This is a genomic window from Paenibacillus sp. p3-SID1389 (genome assembly GCF_025151705.1).
Taxonomy (GTDB): domain Bacteria; phylum Bacillota; class Bacilli; order Paenibacillales; family Paenibacillaceae; genus Fontibacillus; species Fontibacillus phoenicis.
On record NZ_JALXVO010000017.1, the window covers coordinates 37,319 to 61,912 of the forward strand.

General features: G+C 53.8%; 22 protein-coding genes. 18 read left to right on the plus strand and 4 right to left on the minus strand.

Annotated elements, in window-relative coordinates:
* The first annotated feature begins 6 nt into the window (after window positions 1–6).
* The 5 genes from M3G15_RS09385 to M3G15_RS09405 all read left to right on the plus strand — a co-directional run bounded on the left by M3G15_RS09385 (window position 7) and on the right by M3G15_RS09405 (window position 2,903).
* Window positions 7–699 (plus strand): YggS family pyridoxal phosphate-dependent enzyme, encoded by a 693-nt coding sequence (locus M3G15_RS09385; RefSeq protein ID WP_036645624.1) that lies wholly within the window; start codon window positions 7–9, stop codon window positions 697–699.
* Window positions 699–1,148 (plus strand): cell division protein SepF, encoded by a 450-nt coding sequence (locus M3G15_RS09390; protein WP_028537946.1) that lies wholly within the window; start codon window positions 699–701, stop codon window positions 1,146–1,148. Before M3G15_RS09385 ends, M3G15_RS09390 begins: the two co-directional genes overlap by 1 nt.
* 7 nt (window positions 1,149–1,155) lie before the next feature.
* Window positions 1,156–1,431: a YggT family protein gene (locus M3G15_RS09395; protein WP_028537947.1), complete on the plus strand. Its 276-nt coding sequence runs from the start codon at window positions 1,156–1,158 to the stop codon at window positions 1,429–1,431.
* Between the two features lie 2 nt (window positions 1,432–1,433).
* On the plus strand, window positions 1,434–2,216 hold the full coding sequence (locus M3G15_RS09400; protein WP_260070716.1) for a YlmH family RNA-binding protein: 783 nt from the start codon (window positions 1,434–1,436) through the stop codon (window positions 2,214–2,216).
* Window positions 2,217–2,396: 180 nt separating this feature from the next.
* Window positions 2,397–2,903, plus strand: coding sequence for a DivIVA domain-containing protein (locus tag M3G15_RS09405; protein ID WP_036645630.1), 507 nt, complete (start codon window positions 2,397–2,399; stop codon window positions 2,901–2,903).
* 162 nt (window positions 2,904–3,065) lie between these two features.
* Here M3G15_RS09405 and M3G15_RS09410 read toward each other — a convergent pair whose 3' ends face one another.
* From M3G15_RS09410 to M3G15_RS09420, 3 genes are all read right to left on the minus strand, one after another.
* Window positions 3,066–3,578 carry a helix-turn-helix domain-containing protein gene (locus M3G15_RS09410; RefSeq protein WP_260070717.1) on the minus strand — a complete coding sequence of 171 codons (513 nt, stop codon included), beginning with the start codon at window positions 3,576–3,578 and terminating at the stop codon, window positions 3,066–3,068.
* Window positions 3,579–3,637: 59 nt separating this feature from the next.
* Window positions 3,638–3,979, minus strand: a complete 342-nt coding sequence (locus M3G15_RS09415) for an AraC family ligand binding domain-containing protein (RefSeq protein WP_260070718.1) — start codon at window positions 3,977–3,979, stop codon at window positions 3,638–3,640.
* 97 nt (window positions 3,980–4,076) lie between these two features.
* On the minus strand, window positions 4,077–7,097 hold the full coding sequence (locus M3G15_RS09420) for a family 78 glycoside hydrolase catalytic domain (protein ID WP_260070719.1): 3,021 nt from the start codon (window positions 7,095–7,097) through the stop codon (window positions 4,077–4,079).
* 702 nt (window positions 7,098–7,799) lie between these two features.
* Between M3G15_RS09420 and ileS the strand changes: the two genes are divergently transcribed.
* Window positions 7,800–10,895, plus strand: coding sequence for an isoleucine--tRNA ligase (gene ileS, locus M3G15_RS09425; RefSeq protein ID WP_260070720.1), 3,096 nt, complete (start codon window positions 7,800–7,802; stop codon window positions 10,893–10,895).
* A gap of 154 nt (window positions 10,896–11,049) precedes the next feature.
* Window positions 11,050–11,412 (plus strand): DUF5665 domain-containing protein, encoded by a 363-nt coding sequence (locus M3G15_RS09430; RefSeq protein WP_260070721.1) that lies wholly within the window; start codon window positions 11,050–11,052, stop codon window positions 11,410–11,412.
* On the opposite strand, the gene M3G15_RS09435 is transcribed toward M3G15_RS09430, so the two are convergent.
* Window positions 11,399–12,136, minus strand: a complete 738-nt coding sequence (locus M3G15_RS09435) for a TraR/DksA C4-type zinc finger protein (protein WP_009225622.1) — start codon at window positions 12,134–12,136, stop codon at window positions 11,399–11,401. The genes M3G15_RS09430 and M3G15_RS09435 overlap by 14 nt on opposite strands.
* Before the next feature lie 209 nt (window positions 12,137–12,345).
* On the opposite strand from M3G15_RS09435, the gene lspA reads away from it, so the two are divergent.
* The 11 genes from lspA to pyrF all read left to right on the plus strand — a co-directional run bounded on the left by lspA (window position 12,346) and on the right by pyrF (window position 24,593).
* Window positions 12,346–12,840 carry a signal peptidase II gene (gene lspA / locus M3G15_RS09440; protein WP_036645669.1) on the plus strand — a complete coding sequence of 165 codons (495 nt, stop codon included), beginning with the start codon at window positions 12,346–12,348 and terminating at the stop codon, window positions 12,838–12,840.
* A complete protein-coding gene (locus tag M3G15_RS09445; RefSeq protein ID WP_260070722.1) occupies window positions 12,837–13,784 on the plus strand; it encodes an RluA family pseudouridine synthase in 948 nt (315 codons plus the stop codon). Before lspA ends, M3G15_RS09445 begins: the two co-directional genes overlap by 4 nt.
* A gap of 193 nt (window positions 13,785–13,977) precedes the next feature.
* Window positions 13,978–15,231 carry an LL-diaminopimelate aminotransferase gene (locus M3G15_RS09450; protein ID WP_260070723.1) on the plus strand — a complete coding sequence of 418 codons (1,254 nt, stop codon included), beginning with the start codon at window positions 13,978–13,980 and terminating at the stop codon, window positions 15,229–15,231.
* Window positions 15,232–15,306: 75 nt separating this feature from the next.
* On the plus strand, window positions 15,307–15,513 hold the full coding sequence (locus M3G15_RS09455) for a hypothetical protein (protein ID WP_260070724.1): 207 nt from the start codon (window positions 15,307–15,309) through the stop codon (window positions 15,511–15,513).
* 12 nt (window positions 15,514–15,525) lie between these two features.
* On the plus strand, window positions 15,526–15,669 hold the full coding sequence (locus tag M3G15_RS09460; RefSeq protein ID WP_260070725.1) for a hypothetical protein: 144 nt from the start codon (window positions 15,526–15,528) through the stop codon (window positions 15,667–15,669).
* Window positions 15,670–16,335: 666 nt separating this feature from the next.
* Entirely contained in the window at window positions 16,336–16,881 is a 546-nt protein-coding gene (pyrR, locus tag M3G15_RS09465) for a bifunctional pyr operon transcriptional regulator/uracil phosphoribosyltransferase PyrR (protein ID WP_016311533.1), read from the plus strand.
* A 1-nt stretch (window position 16,882) separates the two neighbouring features.
* Window positions 16,883–17,794, plus strand: a complete 912-nt coding sequence (locus tag M3G15_RS09470) for an aspartate carbamoyltransferase catalytic subunit (RefSeq protein ID WP_260070726.1) — start codon at window positions 16,883–16,885, stop codon at window positions 17,792–17,794.
* A gap of 91 nt (window positions 17,795–17,885) precedes the next feature.
* Complete coding sequence (locus M3G15_RS09475; protein WP_260070727.1) at window positions 17,886–19,193, plus strand: dihydroorotase; 1,308 nt, start codon at window positions 17,886–17,888, stop codon at window positions 19,191–19,193.
* A gap of 52 nt (window positions 19,194–19,245) precedes the next feature.
* The gene (gene carA, locus M3G15_RS09480) at window positions 19,246–20,382 is read left to right on the plus strand and encodes a glutamine-hydrolyzing carbamoyl-phosphate synthase small subunit (protein WP_009225631.1); all 1,137 of its coding nucleotides are present in this window, start codon (window positions 19,246–19,248) and stop codon (window positions 20,380–20,382) included.
* A 4-nt stretch (window positions 20,383–20,386) separates the two neighbouring features.
* Window positions 20,387–23,599 carry a carbamoyl-phosphate synthase large subunit gene (carB, locus tag M3G15_RS09485; RefSeq protein ID WP_260070728.1) on the plus strand — a complete coding sequence of 1,071 codons (3,213 nt, stop codon included), beginning with the start codon at window positions 20,387–20,389 and terminating at the stop codon, window positions 23,597–23,599.
* Between the two features lie 226 nt (window positions 23,600–23,825).
* Window positions 23,826–24,593 carry an orotidine-5'-phosphate decarboxylase gene (gene pyrF, locus M3G15_RS09490; RefSeq protein ID WP_127575421.1) on the plus strand — a complete coding sequence of 256 codons (768 nt, stop codon included), beginning with the start codon at window positions 23,826–23,828 and terminating at the stop codon, window positions 24,591–24,593.
* Window position 24,594: the final 1 nt, after the last annotated feature.

Below are 24,594 nucleotides of genomic sequence, written 5' to 3' on the forward strand. Positions count from 1 at the left end.
CTTCCCGTGTCGCTGAAGGAACGGATACAGCACGTGGAAGAGCAGATTAAGGCAGCCTGCGAGCGAAGCGGCAGGAAGCGCGAGGAGGTCCATGTCGTCGCCGTAACCAAATATGTATCGGTTGAAGCTACGCGCGAAGTGCTGGAGGCAGGAATCGTGCATATCGGCGAGAATCGCCCGCAAATCGCCGTTCCGAAATGGGAAGCGCTCGGAGGGCAAGGGACCTGGCATTTTATCGGCCACCTGCAGAGCAATAAGGTCAAGGACGTCATTGGAAGATTTCAATATATTCATTCGTTGGACCGGCTGTCGCTGGCCCGTGAATTGGAGAAACGAGCCTCTGCGATGGGAACGAGCGTTACCGCATTTTTGCAGGTGAACGTCTCCGGCGAGGCGTCCAAGCAAGGGATTGCACCCGAGGCCGCTGCTGATTTTTTGAAGGAAATCGCTGATTTGAAGCATGTCCGCGTGGTGGGTCTCATGACCATGGCTCCCATCGAGGAGGATGCAGAGCGGACAAGACCAGTCTTCCGCAAGCTGCGCGAGCTGCGTGATCAACTGAACGCTCAATCGGTGACGGCGGAGCCGTTGACGGAATTGTCGATGGGCATGTCGGGAGATTTTGAAGTGGCGATTGAGGAAGGGGCGACATGGGTTCGCCTCGGAACGCTGTTAGTGGGGAAAGGGGAATTGTCGTAATGGGAGTAATGAACCGGTTCATGAACTTTCTGGGCTTACAGGAAGAAGAAGAGATTGTGGAGCGCGAACGGTTTTCTGGTCAAGAAGACGCAGAAATTGAAACCCCAAGCTTTGAATCCCGTAGAAATCAGAGAGGAAGCAACGTGGTCAGTATTCACTCCCAGAAGAATGTCAAGGTCATCCTCTATGAACCTCGCTCCTATGAAGAAGCGCAGGAAATCGCTGACCATCTTCGTTCCCATCGATCGGTCGTCGTTAATTTGCAGCGGGTCCGCAATGATCAAGCCATGCGCATTATTGATTTCTTAAGCGGAACGATTTATGCGCTTAGCGGAAGCATCTCCAAAATTGGATCGAATATTTTTCTTTGCACACCGGATACCGTTGAAATTCAGGGATCGATTACAGAGATTTTAACGGAGGATTCCGATTATAACAGAATGAGGTGATGACAGCTTGGTAGGTTATATCGATTCCATTGTATGGCTGCTATACAATATTTATTTTTATATGATCCTGGTTTACATTCTGATGTCATGGGTACCTAACGCCCGCGACAGCTTTATTGGCGAACTGCTGGGCAAGCTCGTTGAGCCCTATTTGGCTCCCTTCCGGCGGTTTATTCCACCGATCATGGGGATGATCGACATCTCGCCGATTATTGCCTTGTTTGTGCTCCGATTGGCTGTCTTCGGATTAATTAGTGTTCTCCACTATATCTTTGGGTACTAATGATGAAAGCCGATATTTATGAGCATTTTAAACCGGAGGAACGGCCGTTTGTCGACCGTGCCTGGGAATGGGTCGTGAATGCCGGGGATTATCATGAGGTCAAGCTTAGCGACTTCCTGGATCCGCGGCAATGTTACATTCTGGAGACCCTGGCGAATCGCCATCCCGATGTGCAAATTCGGCTGGACGGCGGTTATGAAGGCGCGGAACGACGGCGGGCATTAATTGCTCCGGATTACCGGGATCTAAGCCAAGAGCCGATGGGACTGAAAGTGCTCGATATCACCTCAGGAGACCAGAAATTTCTCGCCCTGCAGCATGGCGATTATTTAGGGGCGATTTTGGGATTAGGACTCAAACGCGATAAAATCGGCGACATCCATGTTCGCGAGGACGGATGTCACGTCATCGTTGCGGAAGAGATTGCGCCGTTTCTGCAAATGAACCTCCATCAAGTGCATCGCGTCAACGTCATGACCGATGTGCTGAACCTCAGCGAACTGCGGACGATGGAGAAAGAGCTGGAACCGATGGAGCTAACGGTGGCTTCATTGCGCTTGGATGGGATTGTTAGCGATGTATTTCGCTTAAGCCGTAACAAAGTGCTGATTCCAATCAAAGCCGGCCGTTGCCGAGTAAATTGGAGAACGGAGGAGGACCCCTCCACACCGTTGAAGGTTGGCGATGTCGTAGCACTGCAGGGCTTTGGGCGATTTAAGGTGCTGGAAGCAGGCGGTTTGACTAAGAAAGGCAGACATCGTGTCAAAATCGGTAAATTTGTATAAGGCGTTTTGCAGGAGATGGTGGATTCTTGTCGAATATGATAGTTCGAACTGGTTCTTGAATGTATCTCGTGATTGAATTGGACACGTCTTCCCGCTGAGGTGCGAGTTCAACAACGGGACCATTAGCTGATGGAACTATCGCTTCACGGGGAGTTTCGAAATTTCTAGGAGGTGAGGATCATGCCATTAACGCCGCTGGATATACATAACAAAGAGTTTTCCAGACGTTTGCGCGGTTATGACGAAGATGAAGTTAACGAGTTTCTCGACCAAGTCATTAAAGACTATGAGATCGTGATCCGGGAGAACAAGGAGCTTCATAACCAACTGTTGACTTTGCAAGAGAAATTGGATCATTTCGCGAATATCGAGGAAACTCTTAGCAAGACCATTATCGTTGCACAGGAAGCGGCCGATGAAGTGAAGAACAACGCGAAGAAGGAAGCCCAGTTGATCGTGAAGGAAGCGGAGAAGAATGCCGACCGGATCGTCAACGAATCGCTGGCCAAATCGCGCAAAATCGCGATGGAAGTGGAAGAGCTCAAGAAGCAGGCTTCCATTTACCGCGCTCGTTTCCGTACGCTGGTGGAAGCCCAGTTGGATTTGCTTAGCAGCGAAACCTGGGATACGCTGGAGAGCCGCGAACGTGTCCCTGAGAAAGGTCAAGAAGTACAGGAATTGTACTAATCACAACAAACGCCATTTGGCGCTCCCTCATGGAAGCCAAATGGCGTTTTTTTAAGATATCAGAAAGTATAAACTTCGGGGCATTGGCATCCTGATATCGCAAGAAAAACTTCCGCTAAACGCGGTCTGTCTACTTTGAATGTACGTCGATAGACGTTTTTCTTATTTGCCTTCAAGAGGATGATGCAGGCTGGCTTGCCGTCGGTATTCGGTAGGAGAGACGCCGGTCGATTGCTTAAAGAGGGACAGAAAATGCTTCTTATCTGTGTAACCCACTCTCTTCATAATCTCTATCACTGGAAGCCGGGTGGAGGCCAGCAGCTCGCGGCTTCTCTCGATTCTTTTGCTCCGGACGTATTCGTGAAAGGTACAGCCGGCATACTGCTGGAACAAGCGACGGAAGTGACGTTCGCTCAGATGAGTTGCAGCAGCAAAACTCTGCGCGGATAATTGCATTGCATAGTCTTTATCGATCCGGCGCAGGACTTCTTCCATGAACCGATTTTCCGGCTCTGCGGCAGAGTTGGACTGGAGGCGCTCCAGATGACGTTCCAGCATGACGGCCAGCTCAATAAATCGGCTGTACAGTTGAAGGAGATACCCCGGCTTTCGTTCGGTAAACTCACGGTAGGCAGCGCGAAACCAAATACTCCACGGACTGCCTCCCTCCCTCAAGTGCAGCCACCCCGGAGAGGAGGCCCTAGTTCCCTCGAACAAATACGGTCTGGAGCGGCTTAACTCGTGAAAGCCGGGCAGGTGTTCCAGGCATGCGAGCAGCTTGCTCGGCTCAAATAAACAGTTGTAAACGATAGCGGATGACGAGATCCCGCATGTCCGGGGCGAAACACATGTCTCGTTCCGGCGGGGAGCAGAAATACATCGTTTTTGGTGACGCGCACAACCTCCTCATCGATGAAATGAAACCCTTCACCTTCATCCACGAGCACAATTTCCACGAAACGATGGCTATGCATCTGCAAATCAAAGGTCTCTTCGACCCGGTTAAAGTAAAAAGGTAAGGAGTCCGTAAAAAAATCAGCCCCGTCCAGTACCTTCTCCCCTCGGTATAAAGACAACGGTGATCCCTCCTACGCTGCGGTTGCCCCTATTATAGTGTCAGCTCCGGCAAGGGTCAATTTGAAATCGGCTAAGCCCATGACAAATACAACATGCCTATGCTGAAGCGACACGAATATGCTCAATCACAACGTCAACCTCGCTCGGGGACTGAACCTCGATCTCGATGGCTTCTGGAGAAACGATCCGCAAGTGCATCCGGGGCAGGCTGGGTTGCGGTTGACTTTCCTCCGCTGCAACGGCTGCAGGGGATTCCAGACGCCAGGAAACGTCGATTCTGCCGCCGCCTGGAACGGGAACGGTGCCGCGCGCCCAGGTCAATCCGCCGCATGGCTGCGGTGCCACGAGCACTCGACTCCATCCGGGCTCCAGGCTGCGAACGCCGAGGACGTAGGCACCTAGGAAATAGGCGGGTCCCGCAGACCAGGCATGGCAATGGCTCCGAGTCAGCAGGTCGGCTTTGGCTCGGTTTTCCGTGAAGTTAGGATACATCTCCCAGCAGGTTGTCGCTCCCCAATCGATCATTTGCCCATAGCCCTGACGCATATCTTCGATCATGATATCCCATTTGCCCAGTTTCGCCAGCGCTTCGTAGTAGAAGAAGGACATAAACGGACTGCCAATTTGCACGAAGGAGCTGGGCGGATGCAGAATCAGTCGTTCAACGGAAGCAAGTCTGCGCTTCGCGAGCGTTGCGTCTGCCGTTTGAGCGGTTGCAGAGTTGGAGCTCTCGTCCTTAACCTGTTCGGGAATGCCGCACAACAGCGCCACAACTTGCGTCTGAATGCTGAAGATGTCAGAGCGCCGCCCATCCGTATGGATGCAATCGAGATAGGCTTGTTGTTCTTCCGACCATAAATGCTTGTTGATGGCGGCTGCCAAGCGGTTCGCCTGCTCCGTGTAGAACGCCTCCGCTTCACGATTGCCGAGAGCCGAAGCAATAGCAGCGGTGGACATCAATGCTTTGACCAGGAACATGTTCTGGTGTGATACGATCCCGTCGTTCGGCTGGTCCAGCGGAGCCCAATCGAGCAGGTTCCAGCTGCGGATCCATAGTAATCCCCGATCATCCAGCCGCTCTAAATAATGCTTGAGCGTATACTCGATATGGGGGAAAATATCCGCGGCAAAGGATTTGTCCCCATTATAGCGATACAGCTCCAAGCAGGCGATAATCCAGAAGAATGTCCAGTTCGGAATGACGCTGTTCCATCCGCTCGGCACTTGGTCGGCGTAAAACGGGGTCTGGAACTTGGAGCCGGGAACCAATCGCAGGCAGCGTTCGACGATCCGGTCAGCCCCAAATAAATAATAGTTGATCAGCGCTTCATTCCGGGCATCGCCGACCCAGAAGGTCTGCTCGTACATCGGACAATCAACAAAAGTATCCTCCATACATAGCCGGGTCGTATGTTGGCTGATCTGCCAAATGTCATTTAGGCGCGGATCCGATGACTGGAACTGCCCAACCTCAGCGATCGGATAATTGCTTTGCAGCATGCGAATATAGCAGATGCGCACAGGAACCGTTGCGTTTCGTACGGTGACCTGGCAGTATCGCAGTCCACGCCGCACTGGAGACGTGTACCGCTGGCGTCCCCCGGCGCAGATGTAGCGAAGCGTATGGTCCAATCCGTAAGTATCCTGGCGTCGACCTTCATGCATAAACTCGAATCCGTAAAAATCAAGGATCGCCCCCTCCGGCGCTTCAACTTCGAACTCTAAATAACCTGACAGCTCTCTGCCAAAATCGATCACAAATTCGGTATCTCCATCGGGATACCAAGGGACCTCCGCCAGCTCGAAGCTGGGAATCACCGCTTGTTGCAGCGTGTTTGGAATCGCTAAAGGGACTTCATCCCTTTTCCACACGGAAAGGATAAAGACATCTTCCTGGCTGACCAGCGCCTCGGGAACCGGACGGAGCCAGTTCGCAAACGGTACAAGTCCTGCCGCATCTGCGATCTCTCGGGCCCGCAAATAGTCGGGGTGCGCCGGATTCATCGGAGGATTTGGTTTATGGTCGTAACGGATTCCGCCGTCAAAGGGACCAAGGGTAACAAAGACGGACGAATCGTCTGCTTGAGCGTTTGAGTGTGCTTGTATGAACGTTAGAGGCGATAAGAACTCCAGCGGCTTCTCGGCATCCACCGCAAAATGATGCCCGCTTCCGTGCGTCCCTCCGCTGACGTCGATCAGCAGGAGATGATCTCCCGGATCAAGCTCAAGGCGGAGAAAGCGTTCGGGAGCTTCACCTATTAATGACTTCTCATCGTACCAAACCCCGTCCAGACTGCAGCCCCGAAATGTCCCGCCCACATCGATCAGCCCCAGCGTAGCCGTACATTTCAACGGACAACGCACCACGGTAGCGAGCAATCCGAGAAATTCGGCTGGGTTCGCCGTGTCGGTACTCTCTTCGAAAAATTGATTGCGCAGGTCAATAGCCGCCGTATATTGAACGGGCTTAACCTTGCTCAAGCGTTCGATGCGCCGAGGATATACGGTTTCTTCCGTCAAATAGGGAATGTCCCGGGGAACCGGCATTCCCAAAGGCTCGCAGCCTGCCGGGCCGATGACCGCGGCTGGTTGCCATTCCGGGCCAGGTTGGTAGTCCGGTTGAATCCAGTTGTCGTCCCACAATCGCGCGTCGATCTTCTCGGCGAAAGCATGCTGACAGGACATTCGCGGGGAACGGCTGTCATGGCCTGAATGCACCACAGTGAACCACGTATCGTCTGTTGCTGCTAGGATTTGTGGGCTGCTACCAAGCTCCAATTGGGCCAGCAAGCCCCCGCGTCCCCGCAAATAATAGAAGTTGCTGATTCCAAAATGCATCACCATGACGGCGATGACGTTCGTTTGTCCTGGTCTCAGCAAATGGCCGATGTCGTATTCATCATAAGCCAGCCGAAACGGCCAGGAGCGCGGAGGGCCTTGACCAATCCGTTGTCCGTTTACGTACAGGACGTATCTGGAGTCCGCCGTAAGCTTGATCACTACTCGCCCGCTGTTGGCTGCCGTCCACGCAAACGTTTTGCGGAAGCAACGCCACTCGTTACGCGGGCTGGATTCACCGGAATGCCAAATCCATTTTCCTTGCCAGAGGGTCTCCATCGGTATGCTCGCTCCTTCTCACACGAAAATGTAATCCCTTTCATTATAAAAGAGGCACCTGAGGAACAGGGGAGGGGGAAAACGTACGAAAGAGGGGGATTCCGGACATTTCCAGGGCAATGATGAATTGTCTTCTAGGCAAAAAAACAGGTTGAGGGCAGGATGTTGACATGAGGGAGGCAATAAGATATAACTATTTACATATTGTACTTGCATAAAGAATCATTCGATGATGGGACCAGTACGCCGTGTTGTTGTTCCCCAGAGAGTTGGCATCCTGCTGAAAGCCAACGTTCAATGCACGGACGGAAGATCCTCCCGGAGAAGCAAGGCTGAACTCTTCTAAATCGGATTTTCAGCACCGAGAAGGTTGGATGAAGCTAGAGGCTGAGTAGCGGAGCGTAGGAAGACCTACGTGAGCAACGGAAGACTCGGCTGAATTCAAGATTCGATGTCGAATTATTACTTGATCTGCTTCGTGATCAAAATCCGATGTAGTAAGCTTTGCCGGCTGTCGGCCGTTATACCGACCCCATATGAAGCGTATGGGATCAAGGTGTCATGCCTATTTGTGGTCTCGTCCTTACGGGCGGCTGCGAGCCAAGCGCATGAAACAAGGGTGGTAACGCGAGCTAATGCCTCGTCCCTTCTAGGGACGGGGCTTTGTTATTTTTCAGGCTGATTAAAGAAAGGAAGAGAAACATGAAGAAGGTTGACGTCAAAGAAAATGCGCGGGCGCGCGACCTGCGGATTCTGGACAAATGGAGCCGAGAAAATACGTTTAAAAAGAGTATCGAAAATCGGGCGGGCCGGCCGAACTACGTCTTTTTTGAAGGACCGCCTACGGCTAACGGATTGCCGCATATCGGGCACGTGCTGGGCCGCGTTATCAAGGACTTCATTGGCCGCTATCAAACGATGAAAGGCTATCGCGTAGTCCGCAAAGCGGGCTGGGATACGCACGGATTGCCGGTAGAGCTGGGCGTGGAGAAGGAGCTTGGCATCTCCGGCAAGCAGGAAATCGAGAAATACGGCATTGAGGAATTCGTGAAAAAATGTAAAGACAGCGTGTTTGGCTACGAAAAGCAATGGCGTGAATTTACCGAAGCGATTGCGTACTGGGTGGATCTCGACGATCCGTACATCACCCTGAATAACAGCTACATCGAAAGCGTGTGGAACATCCTGGCAACGATCCACGACAAAGGCTTGCTGTACCGCGGTCATCGCGTCAGCCCGTATTGCCCTTGCTGCCAAACATCGCTCAGCTCCCACGAAGTGGCGCAAGGATATGAGGACGTGAAGGATCTCAGCGCCACGGCGAAATTTAAGCTGAACGACACCGGCGAATATGTGCTGGCATGGACGACCACGCCTTGGACGCTGCCGTCCCACGTGGCATTGGCTGTGAATCCGGACATGGAATACGCTAGAGTGCAGCAGGAAGACGGCGTATATATCGTTGCGAAGAACCTCGTTGAAAAAGTCATGAAAGGCGATTACACGGTATTGTCGACGCATAAAGGTTCGGAATTCGTAGGCAAAACCTATACGCCGCCGTTCACCTATATCAAGGCGGAGAACATCAACGTGATCGTTGGCGCTTCGTTTGTTACCGATGCCAGCGGTACAGGGATCGTTCACATGGCACCGGCTCACGGGGAAGACGACTATCGTACTTGCCGCGAGAACGGCATCACCTTCGTCAGCGTCGTGAACGGCCAAGGTCGTTATACGGATGTGGTGACTGATTTTGCCGGCCGCTTCGTCAAGGACTGCGACCTCGACATCGTGAAGATGCTGTCCGAGCAAGGAACGCTGTACAGCAAAGAGAAATACGAGCACAGCTATCCGTTCTGCTGGCGTTGTAAATCGCCGCTGCTCTACTATGCGATGGAGAGCTGGTTTATCGAAACAACGGCAGTGAAGGATCAGCTGATCGCCAACAACAATTCTGTGGATTGGTATCCAGGGCATGTCCGTGAAGGCCGCTTCGGGAAGTTCCTCGAAGAGCTGGTCGACTGGAACATCAGCCGGAACCGCTATTGGGGTACTCCGCTGAACGTATGGGTTTGTCCGGATTGCGGCGGGCAGTTCGCACCGCACAGCATCGCCGAGCTGCGTGAGCATGCAGTAGGCCATGTCAGTGAGGATCTGGAGCTGCATAAGCCATATGTCGACGAAGTGAAGGTGCATTGCCCGCATTGCGAAGGCGGCGTGATGGAACGGACGAGCGAAGTCATCGACGTTTGGTTCGACAGCGGTTCGATGCCGTTTGCCCAGCATCATTATCCGTTTGAGAACCAAGAGACGTTCGCGGAGCAATTCCCGGCGGACATGATCTGCGAAGGGATCGACCAAACGCGCGGCTGGTTCTACAGCTTGCTGGCCGTGTCTACCTTGTTCACCGGCAAAGCGCCGTACAAAGCCGTCATCGCCACCGGCCACGTGCTGGACGAAAACGGGCAGAAGATGTCCAAATCCAAAGGCAATGTCATCGATCCTTGGGAAATCATCAACGAGTTTGGCACGGACGCATTCCGTTGGGCACTCTTGTCCGACAGTGCGCCTTGGAACAGCAAACGGTTCTCCAAAGGCATCGTAGCTGAAGCCAAATCCAAAGTCGTGGATACGCTGGTGAACACCCATGCGTTCCTGACGCTCTACGCCGGCATCGACGGCTACAAACCGGAGGAGCACGCTTACCGTCCTTCCGAGAATAAGCTGGACCGCTGGATTCTGTCCCGTCTGAACAGCTTGATTCAGGTGGTAGACAAAGGCCTGGCGGTTAACGACTTCGTGAACTCCTCTCAAGCGATCGAAGGGTTTATCGATGAGCTCAGTAACTGGTATATCCGCCGCTCCCGCGACCGGTTCTGGGGCAGCGGCCTGAACGAAGACAAATTGTCCGCTTACCAAACGCTGACTCACGTGTTGCTCACGATCTCCAAGGTGATCGCTCCGTTTGCGCCGTTGATCGCCGAGGATATTTTCACCAACCTGGGCGGCGGGGAAAGCGTCCACCTGGCCGATTATCCGCAAGCGGATGAATCGCTGATCGATCTGGCGCTGGAACAAGACATGGAGAGCGCACGGCAAATCGTTGAGCTGGCCCGCAACGTCCGCAACGAGAGCGGCATCAAAACGCGTCAGCCGTTGTCCAGCCTGATCGTCTCCATGGACCGGGAGTTTGCGGTGAGTGAATACGAAGACATCATCAAGGAAGAGATCAACGTCAAAGCGATCGAGATCGAAACGAGCGACAGCGGGTTCGTTGATTTCACGCTGAAGATGAACCTGAAGGTGGCCGGCAAGAAATACGGCAAAAACATCGGCTTCCTGCAAGGCTACCTGAAGAATCTCGCACCGGAGCAAACCCGCGCCATCGTGGAGCAAGGTCAATTTACCGTGACCTCGCCGGAAGGCGAAGAGCTGACGGTTACTGCGGACGAATTGCTCGTTGAGAAACAAGCAAAGCCGGGCTACGCTTCCGCTTCCGGTTACGGCATAACCGTTGCGCTTAACACGGACATCACGCCGGAGCTGGAACAAGAAGGCTGGGTGCGTGAAGTCGTCCGCGCGGTGCAGGATACCCGTAAGAAGCTCGATCTGCCGATCGAGAAACGGGTACACCTCACCTTGGATGTTGACGATGAATTAAAAGCGGCCATCACCGCGTTTGAACATGTGCTGCGTGAGAACGTCTTGATCACGGACGTCGCCTTCGGCAAGCCGCAAGGCCCGGCAGAAACGGTGGATCTCGGCAGTAAAACGATCGCCATTTCGATTGATGCTTAACCGTTAAGGGGAAATGGCAGATTCGCCTGAATGGAGCTTTTCCAGGAAGGTCATAATATTAGTAATTGAAGCAAACGAGCCTGCGGTCTCTCGGGATGGAGAACGGGCTCGTTTGTGTTTTGGGATACACTGGGGAGCAAAGGATGGGGTGTAAATGATTCGTCGAAAACCGAGGCCTGAACCTGCGGTACCTGCGGCGGCGGAACCTTTGCCAAAAACGCCGGAGGAGCAGATGAACGCCGTATACCGCCTGACCTTGAATTGGACCAGGCAGCTAGAGAAATCGCGGATCGCCGATTACACCGAACTGCTAAACCGCCCGTGGCGCTTGATCTGGTTGAACCTGTTGTCCGGAACAGCCCGGGGGGTGGGGATCGCAATCGGGTTTACCTTTTTTGCGGCAACGATCATCTACATCCTGCAGATCCTGGGGGCGCTGAATCTGCCGATCATCGGCGACTATATCGCGGACATCGTGCGGATCGTGCAAAGACAGCTGGAGCTTAATACGTATTAGGGCCGGTTCCGAGCGAATCTTCGCTATCCAAATGCTCCGTGGCACTCATATGTTTCCGGTAAACCCCATTGCGGTAAAAGCAGACGTTTTTGCCGTAAATATCGGTGGCAACAAAGGACTCGTAAGGCTCCACAAATCCGTCGAGCTCTTCGGATGCTTCGATTTCCATATCGTTATAATCATCGATTTCCCGGTCCTCGGCCATCGCCGGTGAATTCGAAGTACCGTAGCTCTCGACGATTTGCCAAGCATCCTCCCCGTCGAAGCCATTTTGGTCCTCGCGTTCATCCAGGCTCGTGCGGCCAAAAGGAGGGGACAAGAAGATTTCCTCAATCGGCCGTTTGGCTGACACGAACGATTGGGGGCTGTGATCCTTGCAGTAGGCCGTTTCCGGGATCGCACGGAGCCGTTCGTAGCTGATCGGCTTGCCGCACGTCGCGCAGTAGCCGTAGCTGCCGTCCTCGATCCGTTCGAGCGCATCCTCGACCCGGGCCAAATGCAGCTCATGATGCTCGGCGAGCGCGAGGTCTTTTCCCCGCTCGTAGACTTCCGAACCGAGGTCCCCGGGGTGATTATCGATCTGGCTCAGCTCATTGGTATTATCGCGCATCGATTCATTCATACCGTAATGGTCATTATCCGACAACTGTTCGGTTAAAGCGGACTTGGTTTCCTGCAGTTTTGCGGTAAGCTCCGCGAGTTGGGCTTTCGTCAAATGCGGCATGTGTTGCTCCTTCCTTCCTGCATCTAGAGCGGTGATTTGTAACGTCTCTCCTAGCGGTATTTTGTGCAGAACCATGACGAAATACCTAAGGAAAATCCTTTCGCGCATGGACGGGCCATTTCCGGCTGTGCTACAATATACAAGGCTTAGAAGAGGAATATCCTGCCGCTTGTTGCGAGCGGGAAATGAAAAACGAGGTGACGGACCGCGTGGTATACTTTTTGATTGCATTAATCGTTTTTCTGGTTGATCAAGGCACGAAATATTGGATTGCAACCGGACTGACGATCGGGGAACAGATCCCGGTGATCGGCAACTTTTTCCTGATTACCTCCCATCGGAACCGCGGCGCGGCGTTTGGCATTTTGCAGAATCAGCGCTGGTTTTTTATTGTGGTGACTACGGTTGTGGTGATTGGGATCGTCTGGTATTTGCTTAAAGTAAAAAATCAACCCAACAAAATGCTGCCGGTGGCGTTGTCTCTGGTGCTTGGCGGGGCAATCGGCAATTTCCTCGATCGTGCCGTCAGCGGGGAAGTCGTTGATTTTCTGATGTTTAATTTCGGTTCGTACACGTTCCCGATTTTTAACGTTGCGGATTCCTGCATTGTTGTTGGCGTGGCGCTGATCATTTTGGATTCGCTGCTGGAGCTTCGCCGGGAGAAGCAGACCGCAGCTCAACAGGAGCATGAGGAAAACGTATGAGTTTGGATCAAACACTAGAGGATTTTGAAGAGGAGAAGCTCGAGTGGGTGGCCGGACCGGCCGACGCGAAAGAGCGAATCGATAAATATGCAAAAACGCAGCTGGGTGAAGAGTTCTCTCGTAGCCAGATTCAGCTGTGGATTGAAGCGGGGAACTTGGCTGTAAACGGGGCCCCGGTGAAAGCAAATTACAAGCTGGCAGAAGGCGACCGCATCGTGCTGGTGATTCCGGGGGCAGAGCCAACGGAAATCGTGCCCGAAGACATTCCGCTCGAAATTTATTATGAAGACAGTGATGTCATCGTCGTCAACAAGCCGCGCGGCATGGTTGTGCACCCGGCACCGGGTCATACTTCCGGGACGCTGGTGAACGCCTTGATGTTCCACTGCAAGGATCTGTCGGGCATCAACGGCGAGCTTCGGCCTGGGATCGTGCATCGGATCGACAAGGACACGTCGGGCCTGATCATGGCGGCTAAGAACGATAAAGCGCACGCCTCGTTGGCGGCTCAGCTGAAGGCACATACGGTGACGCGGAAATATTATGCTCTGGTGCATGGCAACGTCAGCCATGACCAAGGCACGGTGGATGCGCCGATTGGCCGCGATCCCCATGACCGCAAAATGTATACAGTGATTGAACGGAACAGCAAGCATGCGGTAACGCATTTTCAAGTGGTTGAACGGTTTGGCGATTATACGCTGCTTGAGCTCAAGCTGGAAACCGGACGAACGCATCAAATCCGCGTGCATATGAAGTTTATCGGCCATCCGTTGGTGGGAGACCCGCTGTATGGACGCAGCAAAGGAGTCAAAATGGACGGACAAGCGTTGCATGCCGCTGTGCTGGGGTTTGATCATCCGGAAGACGGACGGTATTTGGAGTTCAGCGCGCCGATCCCTGCGGATATGGAAAATGTGTTGCAATCATTGAGAAACCGTTAAGAAAATTGTTCAGAAATGGTTGTTTAACCTATAAAATGTTCACCTCCAGGAGACAGCTTGATCAAAAAGTACAAACGATCAGGTGATTAATCCATTCTCTAAATAGGCCGAATTCCTGCATATTTAAAGTGCGAGTTCGAACCATTTGAGGATGGATTTTTTTTCATGAATACGAAGGAGATGGACGTTTGAGATGAGTACGCTGAATAGACAGGAAACTTATATTCAACAGCAATTTGCAGAGCGCATTGGCGGGGCAAATTACGGCAAAGACACCGCTATTTATAAATTTGAGAAAATCAAACGTGCCAAAGCAGCTGCGAAGAAGGATTTTCCCGATATTGAGCTGATCGACATGGGCGTCGGCGAACCGGACGACATGGCCGATGCCGGCATCGTGGCCAAGCTGGCGGAGGAAGCAGCGAAACGCGAGAACCGCGGGTACGCTGACAACGGTATCGCCGAGTTCAAGGAAGCGGCGGCAAAGTATCTTCATGATGTTTTTGGCGTTGAAGGCATCGATCCGGTTACGGAAGTGGTGCACTCGATCGGCTCCAAGCCGGCGATCGCCATGCTGCCTTCTTGCTTCATCAATCCTGGTGATATCACGATTATGACCGTGCCGGGTTACCCGATTATCGGGACCCATACGAAGTATTTGGGCGGCGAGGTTTATACGGTGCCGTTGACGGAGGAAAATGACTTCCTGCCGGATTTGGACGCGATTCCGGAAGAGATCGCACGTAAGGCCAAGCTGATGTATTTGAATTACCCGAACAATCCGACGGGCGCGAGCGCGACAAAGGAGTTTTTTGCCAAAGTGGTGGACTGGGCGAAGAAATATCATGTCGTGATCGTACACGATGCACCGTATGCTGCTTTGACTTATGACGGCTTGAAGCCGCTGAGCTTCTTGTCCGTGCCAGGGGCGAAGGACGTAGGTGTCGAGCTGCACTCCTTATCCAAGTCGTACAACATGACGGGGTGGAGAATCGGGTTTGTTGCCGGCAACCCGCTGATCATTAAAGCGTTCAGCGACGTGAAGGACAACAACGATTCCGGCCAGTTTATCGCAATTCAGAAAGCGGCAGCTTACGGGCTGGCCCATCCGGAAATCACGGAGCGCATCGCTGAGAAATATTCGCGCCGCCACGAGCTGCTGGTGAACGCCCTTAACGACTTGGGCTTTAAGGCGAAGAAGCCGAAGGGATCGTTCTTTCTCTATGTGCAAGCGCCGAAGGGTGTGGAAGGCGGACCAACGTTTGAGACGGCCGAAGACTTCTCGCAGTTCTTGATCCGGGAGAAGCTGATTTCCACGGTGCCGTGGGACGATGCCGGCCATTACGTGCGGTTCTCCGTGACGTTTATCGCCGACGGTGAAGAAGAAGAACGCCGCGTCATTTCCGAAATCAAACGCCGCCTTGGCGATTTGAAGTTTATTTTTTAAGAGAAGAAATTAGACCATAACGCCTCTTGGGTTGATCCAAGGGGCGTTTTTTGATTTGTGTGGAGGATGTGTGATTTGAGGATTCCGCTGTTGCTGCTGGTGGCTGATACTAGTGTTGGTGTTTGTGTTGCTGATTCTGATGCTTTTGATGCTAGTGGTGGTGTGCCGGTGCTGTGCAGGTTCTGCTGGAGCTGGGTGCTACTGTTGATTATGCTGTTGCTGATGTTGTTGCTGATGTTGTTGCTGATGCTGTTGCTGATGCTGTTGCTGATGTGGTGCTGATGGGTTCTGCTGATGCTGATGTTGGTTTTGCTGTTGCAGCTACTGGTTACTGCTGCTGTTGCTGTTGTTGTTGTTGATGCCGATGCCGGTGCCGCTTTTGCTCTAACGCTTGCCAGAATGCTTATTTTGGCGAAAATCACAGATTTTTACGTTTAACGCTGGCCAGCTGTCTTATTTAGGCAAAACCTACCTCATTTGCACTGAAAAATCGCAAATAAGCTCCCCTGCAAGCGTTACGTTGCATGAGGCCCCATTTTTCTCCAAATAGCGTTTCTGATCAGCGTTACACAGCAAGTACCATGCACTATTAGTGATCTTGCTGCCCACCATTCCCCAAACATCCCGGTTAAATATTCAACATGTTAGGAAATTTATGCAGGGATCTGGCGGGGAGAGCACACGGGTTAAACGGCTTCAGATCAAGGATAAGCCGGGAAAACTAACTGTTGAATAAATATTACATTGAATGTATAATTATTAACAACCGCATCACAGCAGGCTTCACACGGGGGAAGAATCAACCTCAGTATCGGGAGGTTACAAACTCGGCAGGGTGTCTTGACAGGCTATTTTCATTCTGTCATAATTCATGTAAACCATAAGCACCTTTAATTCAGTCCCGTGAGGCTGGCAAGGTAACGTGAGTGGGGAAATGGGCGAACTGCGCTTATTTAAGTCGGTTCTCTGTGCCCAAATCCTACATGATAGTCATAGGTACACTATGGCTGAAGACTCCTTGCCTGGATATACGGGCAGGGAGTTTTTTTATGCGCCTATCACGGACCGATGCAAGGTGACCCTATCCCTAAGGAGGTCGCAGCTGTGAGCAACGAAAGTCATATCATTATGGACGAAACCGCGATTCGGAGGGCACTGACAAGAATTGCACATGAAATTTTGGAACGCAACAAAGGCATCGAGGGCTGTGTATTGGCCGGCATCAAAACCAGAGGAGTTTACCTCGCAAAACGGCTGGCTGAGCGCTTGGAGAGTATTGAAGGAACCGCAATTCCATGGGGCGAGCTTGACGTAACAAACTACCGCGATGACAAAGTGGAGGCTACTCAAGGGGCGGCCAAAGCCACGTTCCCGGTCTCGATTCAAGGCAAAAAAGTGATCCTGTTCGACGATGTTCTCTACACAGGCCGTACGATTCGTGCAGCCATGGACGCGATCATGGATTGCGGTCGTCCGGAGTCGATCCAGTTAGCGGTACTCGCTGACCGGGGACATCGGGAACTGCCGATCCGAGCTGATTACGTTGGCAAGAACGTACCAACATCGCGATCGGAAGAAATCGAGGTGCTCTTGACCGAGCATGACGGCACTGATCTGGTTCGCATCCTGCATGCACGGGAGGGGAACTAAGATGGCGCTGACGGCAACTGCACTGAAGGAACGCAGCCTCCTCGGGCTGAAGGAGTTAAGCGCAGCGGAAATTTCCTCGATTCTCGACCGGGCTGCCTACTGGGATGCTAAGGAAGAGAAGATGATTCCGGTGTTGAAGGAGCACTTTGTTGCGAATATGTTTTTCGAAAACAGTACGCGCACCCGCTTCTCATTCGAGATGGCGGAGAAACGGCTGGGTGCTCAGGTGCTGAACTTCGCGGCAGCCGCCTCTAGCGTAGAGAAAGGCGAGTCGATTTACGATACGGTTCGCACGTTGGAATCGATGGGCATTGACGCTGGAGTCATCCGGCTGAAGCCGATCGGTGTGTTGGAGGAGCTGGCGAAGCGGGTATCCGTACCGCTGGTGAATGCCGGAGACGGCAACAATGAGCACCCGACGCAAGCGCTGCTGGATCTATATACGATGAGGCAGCACTTCGGGGAACTCGGCGGGCTGAAGGTATCGATCATCGGGGATATCAAGCATAGCCGGGTTGCACGTTCGAATCTGTGGGCGCTGCAAAAATTCGGCGCCGAAGTGAAGCTGTGCGCGCCGGACAATATGCAAGCACCGGAGCTCAGCGCGTATGCGCCTTACGTTCCGATGGACGAAGCGCTTTGCGCCGATGTGGTGATGATGCTGCGAGTGCAGCTGGAACGCCATGTTGGCGGGCTGATTAAGTCGGCCGAAGAATATCGACTGCATTACGGCTTGACGGAGGAGCGGGCCGCGAGCCTTGCGCCGCACGCGCTGATCATGCACCCGGCACCAGTGAACCGGGGCGTTGAGATCGACGATGCGGTGGTGGAGCACCCGCAATCCCGCATCTTCAAGCAGATGCAAAACGGGGTTCCAATCCGCATGGCGGTTCTGGAACGCGCTTTGCTGTAGCAAATAGGTAGAGTGCCTGGAAGCTTAGGCGACGGGCGATGGACGTTATTTTTCGGATCGTACTTCAAAATCAGCGGGGGGAGAAAACAGAATGCGGCTTGTCGTAATGAATGCCAAGATCTTAAACGAACAAGGAGAACAAGAATTCGCTCAAATCGTCATCGAAAACGGAGTGATCTCGAACATCGAGAAAACCGGACCCATTGAGCAGCCGGTCGCCGAGGAAGGGACGCAGGTGATCGATGCAGGAGGCAGACTGGTCACTCCGGGATTTATCGATATGCACGTCCATTTGCGGGAACCGGGGTATGAACATAAAGAAACGATCGAAAGCGGTTCGCGTTCGGCAGCGAAAGGGGGATTCACCACCATCGCTTGCATGCCGAACACTCGGCCGGTGACCGACAATCCGGACACAGTCCGCTATGTGAAGCAGAAGGCTGAGGAAGCCGGGCTGGTGAACGTGCTGCCTTATGCGGCGATCACCAAAAGCGAGCTGGGCCGCGAGCTGACGGACTTTGCCGCTTTGAAAGAGGCCGGTGCTATCGGCTTCACCGATGACGGCGTGGGCGTGCAAAGCGCGCAAATGATGAAGGATGCGATGCGGCAGGCCGCTGCGCTTGGGATGCCGGTGATTGCCCACTGCGAAGACAATTCACTGGTGGAAGGTGCGCCGGTGGCTGAAGGGGAATTCGCCCGCAAGCACGGACTGAAAGGGATCCCGAACGAATCGGAGGCGATTCATGTCGGGCGGGATATTTTGCTGGCGGAAGCGACCGGGGTTCACTACCATGTGTGCCACGTCAGCACGGAGCAGTCGATTCGGCTGATTCGTCAGGCGAAGCAGCTTGGCATCAACGTCACCGCGGAGGTGTGTCCGCACCATCTGGTTTTGTCGGAGGAGGATATCCCCGGATTGGATGCCAACTGGAAAATGAACCCGCCGCTGCGTTCCCGCCGAGATGTGGAAGCCTGCATCGCCGCGCTGGAGGACGGCACGATCGACATCATCGTAACGGACCATGCTCCGCACAGCGAAGAGGAAAAAGCGAAAGGCATGCAGCTGGCACCGTTTGGCATCGTTGGTTTTGAGACGGCCTTCCCGCTGCTGTATACGAAGTTTGTGGCAACTGGCCGCTGGAGTCTGGAGATGCTGGTGCAGCGGATGACTGCGGATCCGGCGCGGGTGTTTGGCCTGGAAGCCGGACGTTTGGTTCCAGGAGCTCCAGCGGATCTGACGATCGTTGATCTGGAGGCGGAACGGACGGTTGATCCTGAGGACTTCGCCTCAAAGGGACGCAACACCCCGTTTGCCGGTTGGAAGCTGAAGGGCTGGCCGGTCGCAACGATCGTCCGAGGAAGACTGGTATGGAACGATGAACGAGAACTGACCCGTTAACGGGCGGATAAGAAAATAGTAGTTAAGCTTATGGATAAAGGAGTGCTTCAGGATGCAGGCAAGACTATTGTTGGAGGACGGCACGTTGTTTACCGGAACCTCATTCGGAGCGGAAGGAGACAAAACCGGCGAGGTCGTTTTTAATACGGGAATTACGGGGTACCAAGAGGTGCTGTCGGATCCTTCCTATTGCGGACAAATCGTTACGATGACGTATCCGCTGATCGGGAACTACGGCATTTCGCGCGATGACTTTGAATCGATTACGCCGTCGATCCACGGCTTTGTCGTTCGCCGCTATGAACCGACCCCAAGCAACTGGCGGGCACAGTACAATTTGGGTGACCTGCTGAAGGAATACGGAATTCCCGGCATTGCCGACATCGATACGCGCATGCTGACGCGACTTATCCGCCATCAGGGGACGATGAGAGGGATTTTGACGACCTCAAATAAATCGGTGGAGGAATTAAAAGAAATGATGCTGGCGACCAGCATCGCCGAGCTGCGCAATCAAGTGGCGCAAACCTCGACGAAGCACGTGTACAGCAGTCCCGGCTCGAAGGAACGCATCGTGCTGGTCGACTTCGGCGCGAAAAGCGGCATTCTGCGCGAGCTGAACAAACGCGACTGCGACGTGGTGATCGTCCCGCATGATACGACCGCGGATGAAATCCGCCGCCTGCATCCAGACGGGATCCAGCTGTCGAACGGACCGGGGGACCCGAAAGACGTGCCGCATGCGGTGAAGATGATTTCCGAGCTGCTTGGCGAATACCCGATCTTCGGCATTTGCCTGGGTCACCAGCTGTTTGCCCTCGCCTGCGGCGCCGATACGGAAAAGCTGAAATTTGGCCATCGCGGCGGGAACCACCCGGTGAAAGAGCTGGCCACCGGCCGCTGCTACATCACGTCGCAAAACCATGGATACACCGTCAACGAAGCGTCCATCGCGGGGACGGAGCTGGAAGTGACGCATATCAACAACAATGACAAAACCATCGAAGGCTTGAAGCATAAGAAATACCCGGCCTTCTCTGTGCAATACCACCCAGAGGCGGCACCGGGACCGTACGATAACAGCTACCTGTTCGACCGATTCATCGAGATGATCCGCGAGCACAAGCGGCAAAATCCGCAAAAGCCTCGCCAAGCCGAACTGATGGCCGCTGCGAAAGGAGAACTGTAAATCAATGCCGATCAACAAAGACCTTAAGAAAATTCTCGTCATCGGTTCCGGACCGATCGTTATCGGTCAGGCGGCTGAGTTCGATTACGCCGGAACGCAAGCTTGCCAAGCGCTGAAGGAAGAGGGCGTCGAGGTGGTGCTGATCAACAGCAACCCGGCGACGATCATGACCGACACCAACATGGCCGACAAGGTTTATATTGAACCGATCACGCTGGAATTCGTCACCCAAATCATTCGCCAGGAGCGGCCGGACGGCTTGCTGCCCACGCTCGGCGGGCAAACCGGTCTGAACATGGCGGTGGAGCTGGCCCGCGCAGGCGTGCTGGAGCGCGAGAATGTGAAGCTCCTTGGCACACAGCTGACCTCGATTGAGAAAGCGGAAGACCGCGACCTGTTCCGCGAGCTGATGCGCGAGCTGGAGCAGCCGGTGCCGGAAAGCGCGATCATCACCTCGGTGGAAGAAGCGCTGGAATTCGCAAACGAAATTGGCTATCCGGTAATCGTTCGTCCGGCGTATACGCTGGGCGGTACCGGCGGCGGGATCTGCGCTACGGAAGAGGAGCTGCGCGAGACGGTAGCGTCGGGGATTCGTTACAGCCCGATCGGCCAATGCTTGATCGAGAAATCGATCGCCGGCATGAAGGAAATCGAATACGAAGTGATGCGCGATGCGAACGACAACTGTATCGTTGTCTGCAACATGGAGAACTTCGACCCGGTGGGCGTACATACCGGGGACAGTATCGTCGTTGCGCCAAGCCAAACGCTGTCTGACCGCGAGTATCAAATGCTCCGTTCGGCTTCGCTGAAGATTATCCGCGCGCTGAACATCGAAGGCGGCTGTAACGTGCAGTTCGCACTGGATCCGCAAAGCTTCCAATACTACGTCATCGAAGTAAATCCGCGGGTCAGCCGTTCGTCGGCGCTCGCGTCTAAAGCGACGGGTTATCCGATCGCGAAAATGGCAGCCAAAATCGCGCTGGGCTACACGCTGGACGAAATCATCAACCCGGTTACGGGGCAGACATACGCCTGCTTCGAGCCGACGCTGGACTACATCGTCAGCAAAATCCCGCGCTGGCCGTTTGATAAATTCGTTCACGCCAACCGCAAGCTGGGCACGCAGATGAAAGCGACCGGCGAAGTCATGGCGATTGGCCGGACCTTCGAAGAGTCGATTCATAAAGCGGTCCGTTCGCTTGAGATCGGCACGCATCGCCTCTATCTGAAAGGCGTGGAGAAGATCGACGATGAAACGCTGAGAAATCGCTTGATCAAAGCGGACGACGAGCGACTGTTCCTGATTGCCGAAGCGTTCCGCCGCGGCTACAAGCTGCAGCTCATTCATGATCTGACCGGAATCGACTGGTGGTTCCTTGATAAAATCGAGCGTTTGGTGGAATTCGAGAAACGGATTGCGGGAGAAGAGTTCTTTTCCTATGAAACGCTGTATGAAGCGAAGCGCTTAGGGTTTACTGACCGGGCGATTGCCGAACTGCGTGCCGCCGGACAGCCGACAGGCACGCACCTGACGGAGGCTGAAGTGAGGAGCTTCCGCAAGGAGCATGGACTGAAGCCGGTTTACAAAATGGTAGATACGTGCGCGGCTGAATTTGAAGCCTCTACGCCTTACTACTACTCGACCTATGAAACGGAGAACGAAGTCGTTCAAACGGACAAAGAGAAGATCGTGGTGCTTGGCTCCGGACCGATTCGTATCGGGCAAGGCATCGAGTTTGACTACTCGACGGTACACGCGGTTTGGGCGATTCAAAAAGCCGGCTACGAAGCGGTAATCATCAACAACAACCCGGAGACGGTATCCACGGACTTTAACACGTCGGATCGCCTCTACTTTGAACCGCTGTTCTTCGAGGATGTCATGAATGTTATCGAAGAGGAGAAGCCGGTTGGCGTCATCGTCCAATTCGGCGGCCAAACGGCGATCAACTTGGCAGCACCGCTGCAAGCGGCGGGCGTTCGCATCCTCGGAACCTCGCTGGAAAGCATCGACGAGGCGGAGGATCGCAAGAAGTTTGAAGCACTCCTGTCGAAGCTGGGCATCGCACAGCCGAAGGGCAGCACAGTGACCTCGGTAGAAGAAGCGGTTGGAACTGCTCAAGCCCTGGGTTATCCGGTACTGGTAAGACCTTCGTATGTACTGGGCGGCCGGGCGATGGAAATCGTCTACTCCGACCAGGAGCTGCTGCGCTACATGGAAGAAGCGGTGAACATCAATCCGCAGCATCCGGTCCTGATCGACCGCTACATGCTTGGCAAAGAGGTAGAGGTCGACGCCATCAGCGACGGGGAAACAGTACTGATCCCGGGGATTATGGAGCATATCGAACGCGCTGGCGTTCACTCCGGCGACTCGATTGCGGTGTATCCGCCGCAGCATCTGTCGGCAGAGCTGAAAGAGAAGATCGTTGAAATCACGGTCAAAATCGCCCGTGAGCTGAAGACGGTAGGTCTGGTGAACATCCAGTTCGTCATCTACAACAACGAAGTGTATGTGATCGAGGTGAACCCTCGCTCCTCGCGTACAGTACCGTTCCTGAGCAAAGTGACAAACATTCCGATGGCGAATGTTGCAACCCAGTGTATTCTTGGGGCGAAACTAAGCGATCTGGGCTACTCCAATGGCCTGTGGCCGGAAAGCCATCAGGTTGCGGTGAAGGTGCCGGTATTCTCCTTCGCGAAGCTGCGTCGGGTAGAACCAACGCTTGGTCCGGAAATGAAATCGACCGGCGAGGTCATGGGCCGCGATCCGCAATACGCCAAAGCATTGTATAAAGGCTTGATCGGCGCGGGAATGAAGATTCCTTCAACCGGGGCGATTATCGCTACGGTAGCCGACAAGGATAAACAAGAAGCGGTTGAGCTGCTTCGCGGCTTCTACCGCCTGGGGTACAAGATCATCGCTACGGATGGCACGGCTTCTGCGCTGATCGAGGCGGGTATTCATGTGACGACGGTTTACAAGCTGTCCGAAGGGGTGCCGAACATCCTCGATCTGATCCGGAACGGCGAAGCTCACTTCGTCATCAACACGTTGACGAAGGGCAAAGAACCGGAGCGCGATGGCTTCCGGATTCGCCGGGAAGCGGTGGAGAACGGCGTGGTCTGCATGACTTCGCTCGATACCGTTCGGGCGCTGCTGGAGATGTTGGAGACGATCAACTTCTCTTCCCAAGCGATGCCCGCGCTTTAATCGCAGGCGCTAACGGACACCAGAGGCGTTATTGACCTGATTTTAGGCGTATGGTGATTTCTAACGGACCGAGGAGACCTTATTTCGCTTAAATCGCAGCTGAGTGGCTCCATGAGGGCTGAATAAAGTCCATGGAGTCCGTTACAGCGGGAAATAGCCGGGAAATGGATAAATAAGGTCTCTCAGGTCTGTTAGAGGACAAAGAAAAAGGCGGCTCGGAAGCAGGATGCTTCGGAGCCGCAAGCATGAATGGAGGAGAGCGGATTTGCGTTCGTTTGAAGAAGCGGCTGGGAAGCTGATCGTGGGTCTCGATTTCCCTGATGCGGAGCAAGCGCGGAAGCTGCTGAAGGAGCTGGAGGGCATCCCTTGTTACATGAAGGTGGGGCTGCAACTGTTCTATGCGGCGGGTCCGGAACTGATCCGGGAATTAAAGCAGCGGGGGTACTCCGTTTTTCTCGATGTGAAAATGCATGATATTCCCAACACCGTCAAAGGTGGTGCGAACAGCGTCACCAAGCTGGGTGTAGACCTGTTTAACGTGCATGCGGCCGGCGGGCTGGACATGATGAAGGCGGCAAAAGAAGGCGCACTGGCGGCGGTGGAAGCCGACCCGACGTTGACGATGCCAAAGATCATCGCGGTTACGCAGCTGACGAGCACCAGCAAGCAAGTGATGAATGAACAGATTGGCATCCCGGGCGAAGTTGAAGCCTCCGTCGTACATTATGCGGACCTGGCCCGTTCGGCCGGTTTGGAAGGAGTGGTTGCTTCTCCACTGGAAGTTACCGCAATTAAGGAGAAGTGCGGACAAGCCTTCCTGACGGTAACGCCGGGGATTCGTCCAGCGAACAGCCCTAAAGGTGATCAAACGCGTACGTTAACCCCAGGCGAAGCGATGGCGCAAGGCACGGACTATATCGTCGTTGCCCGTCCAATTATCGCTGCCCCTAACCCGCGAGAAGCCGCGGAGACGATCATTAAGGAGATGATGTAGC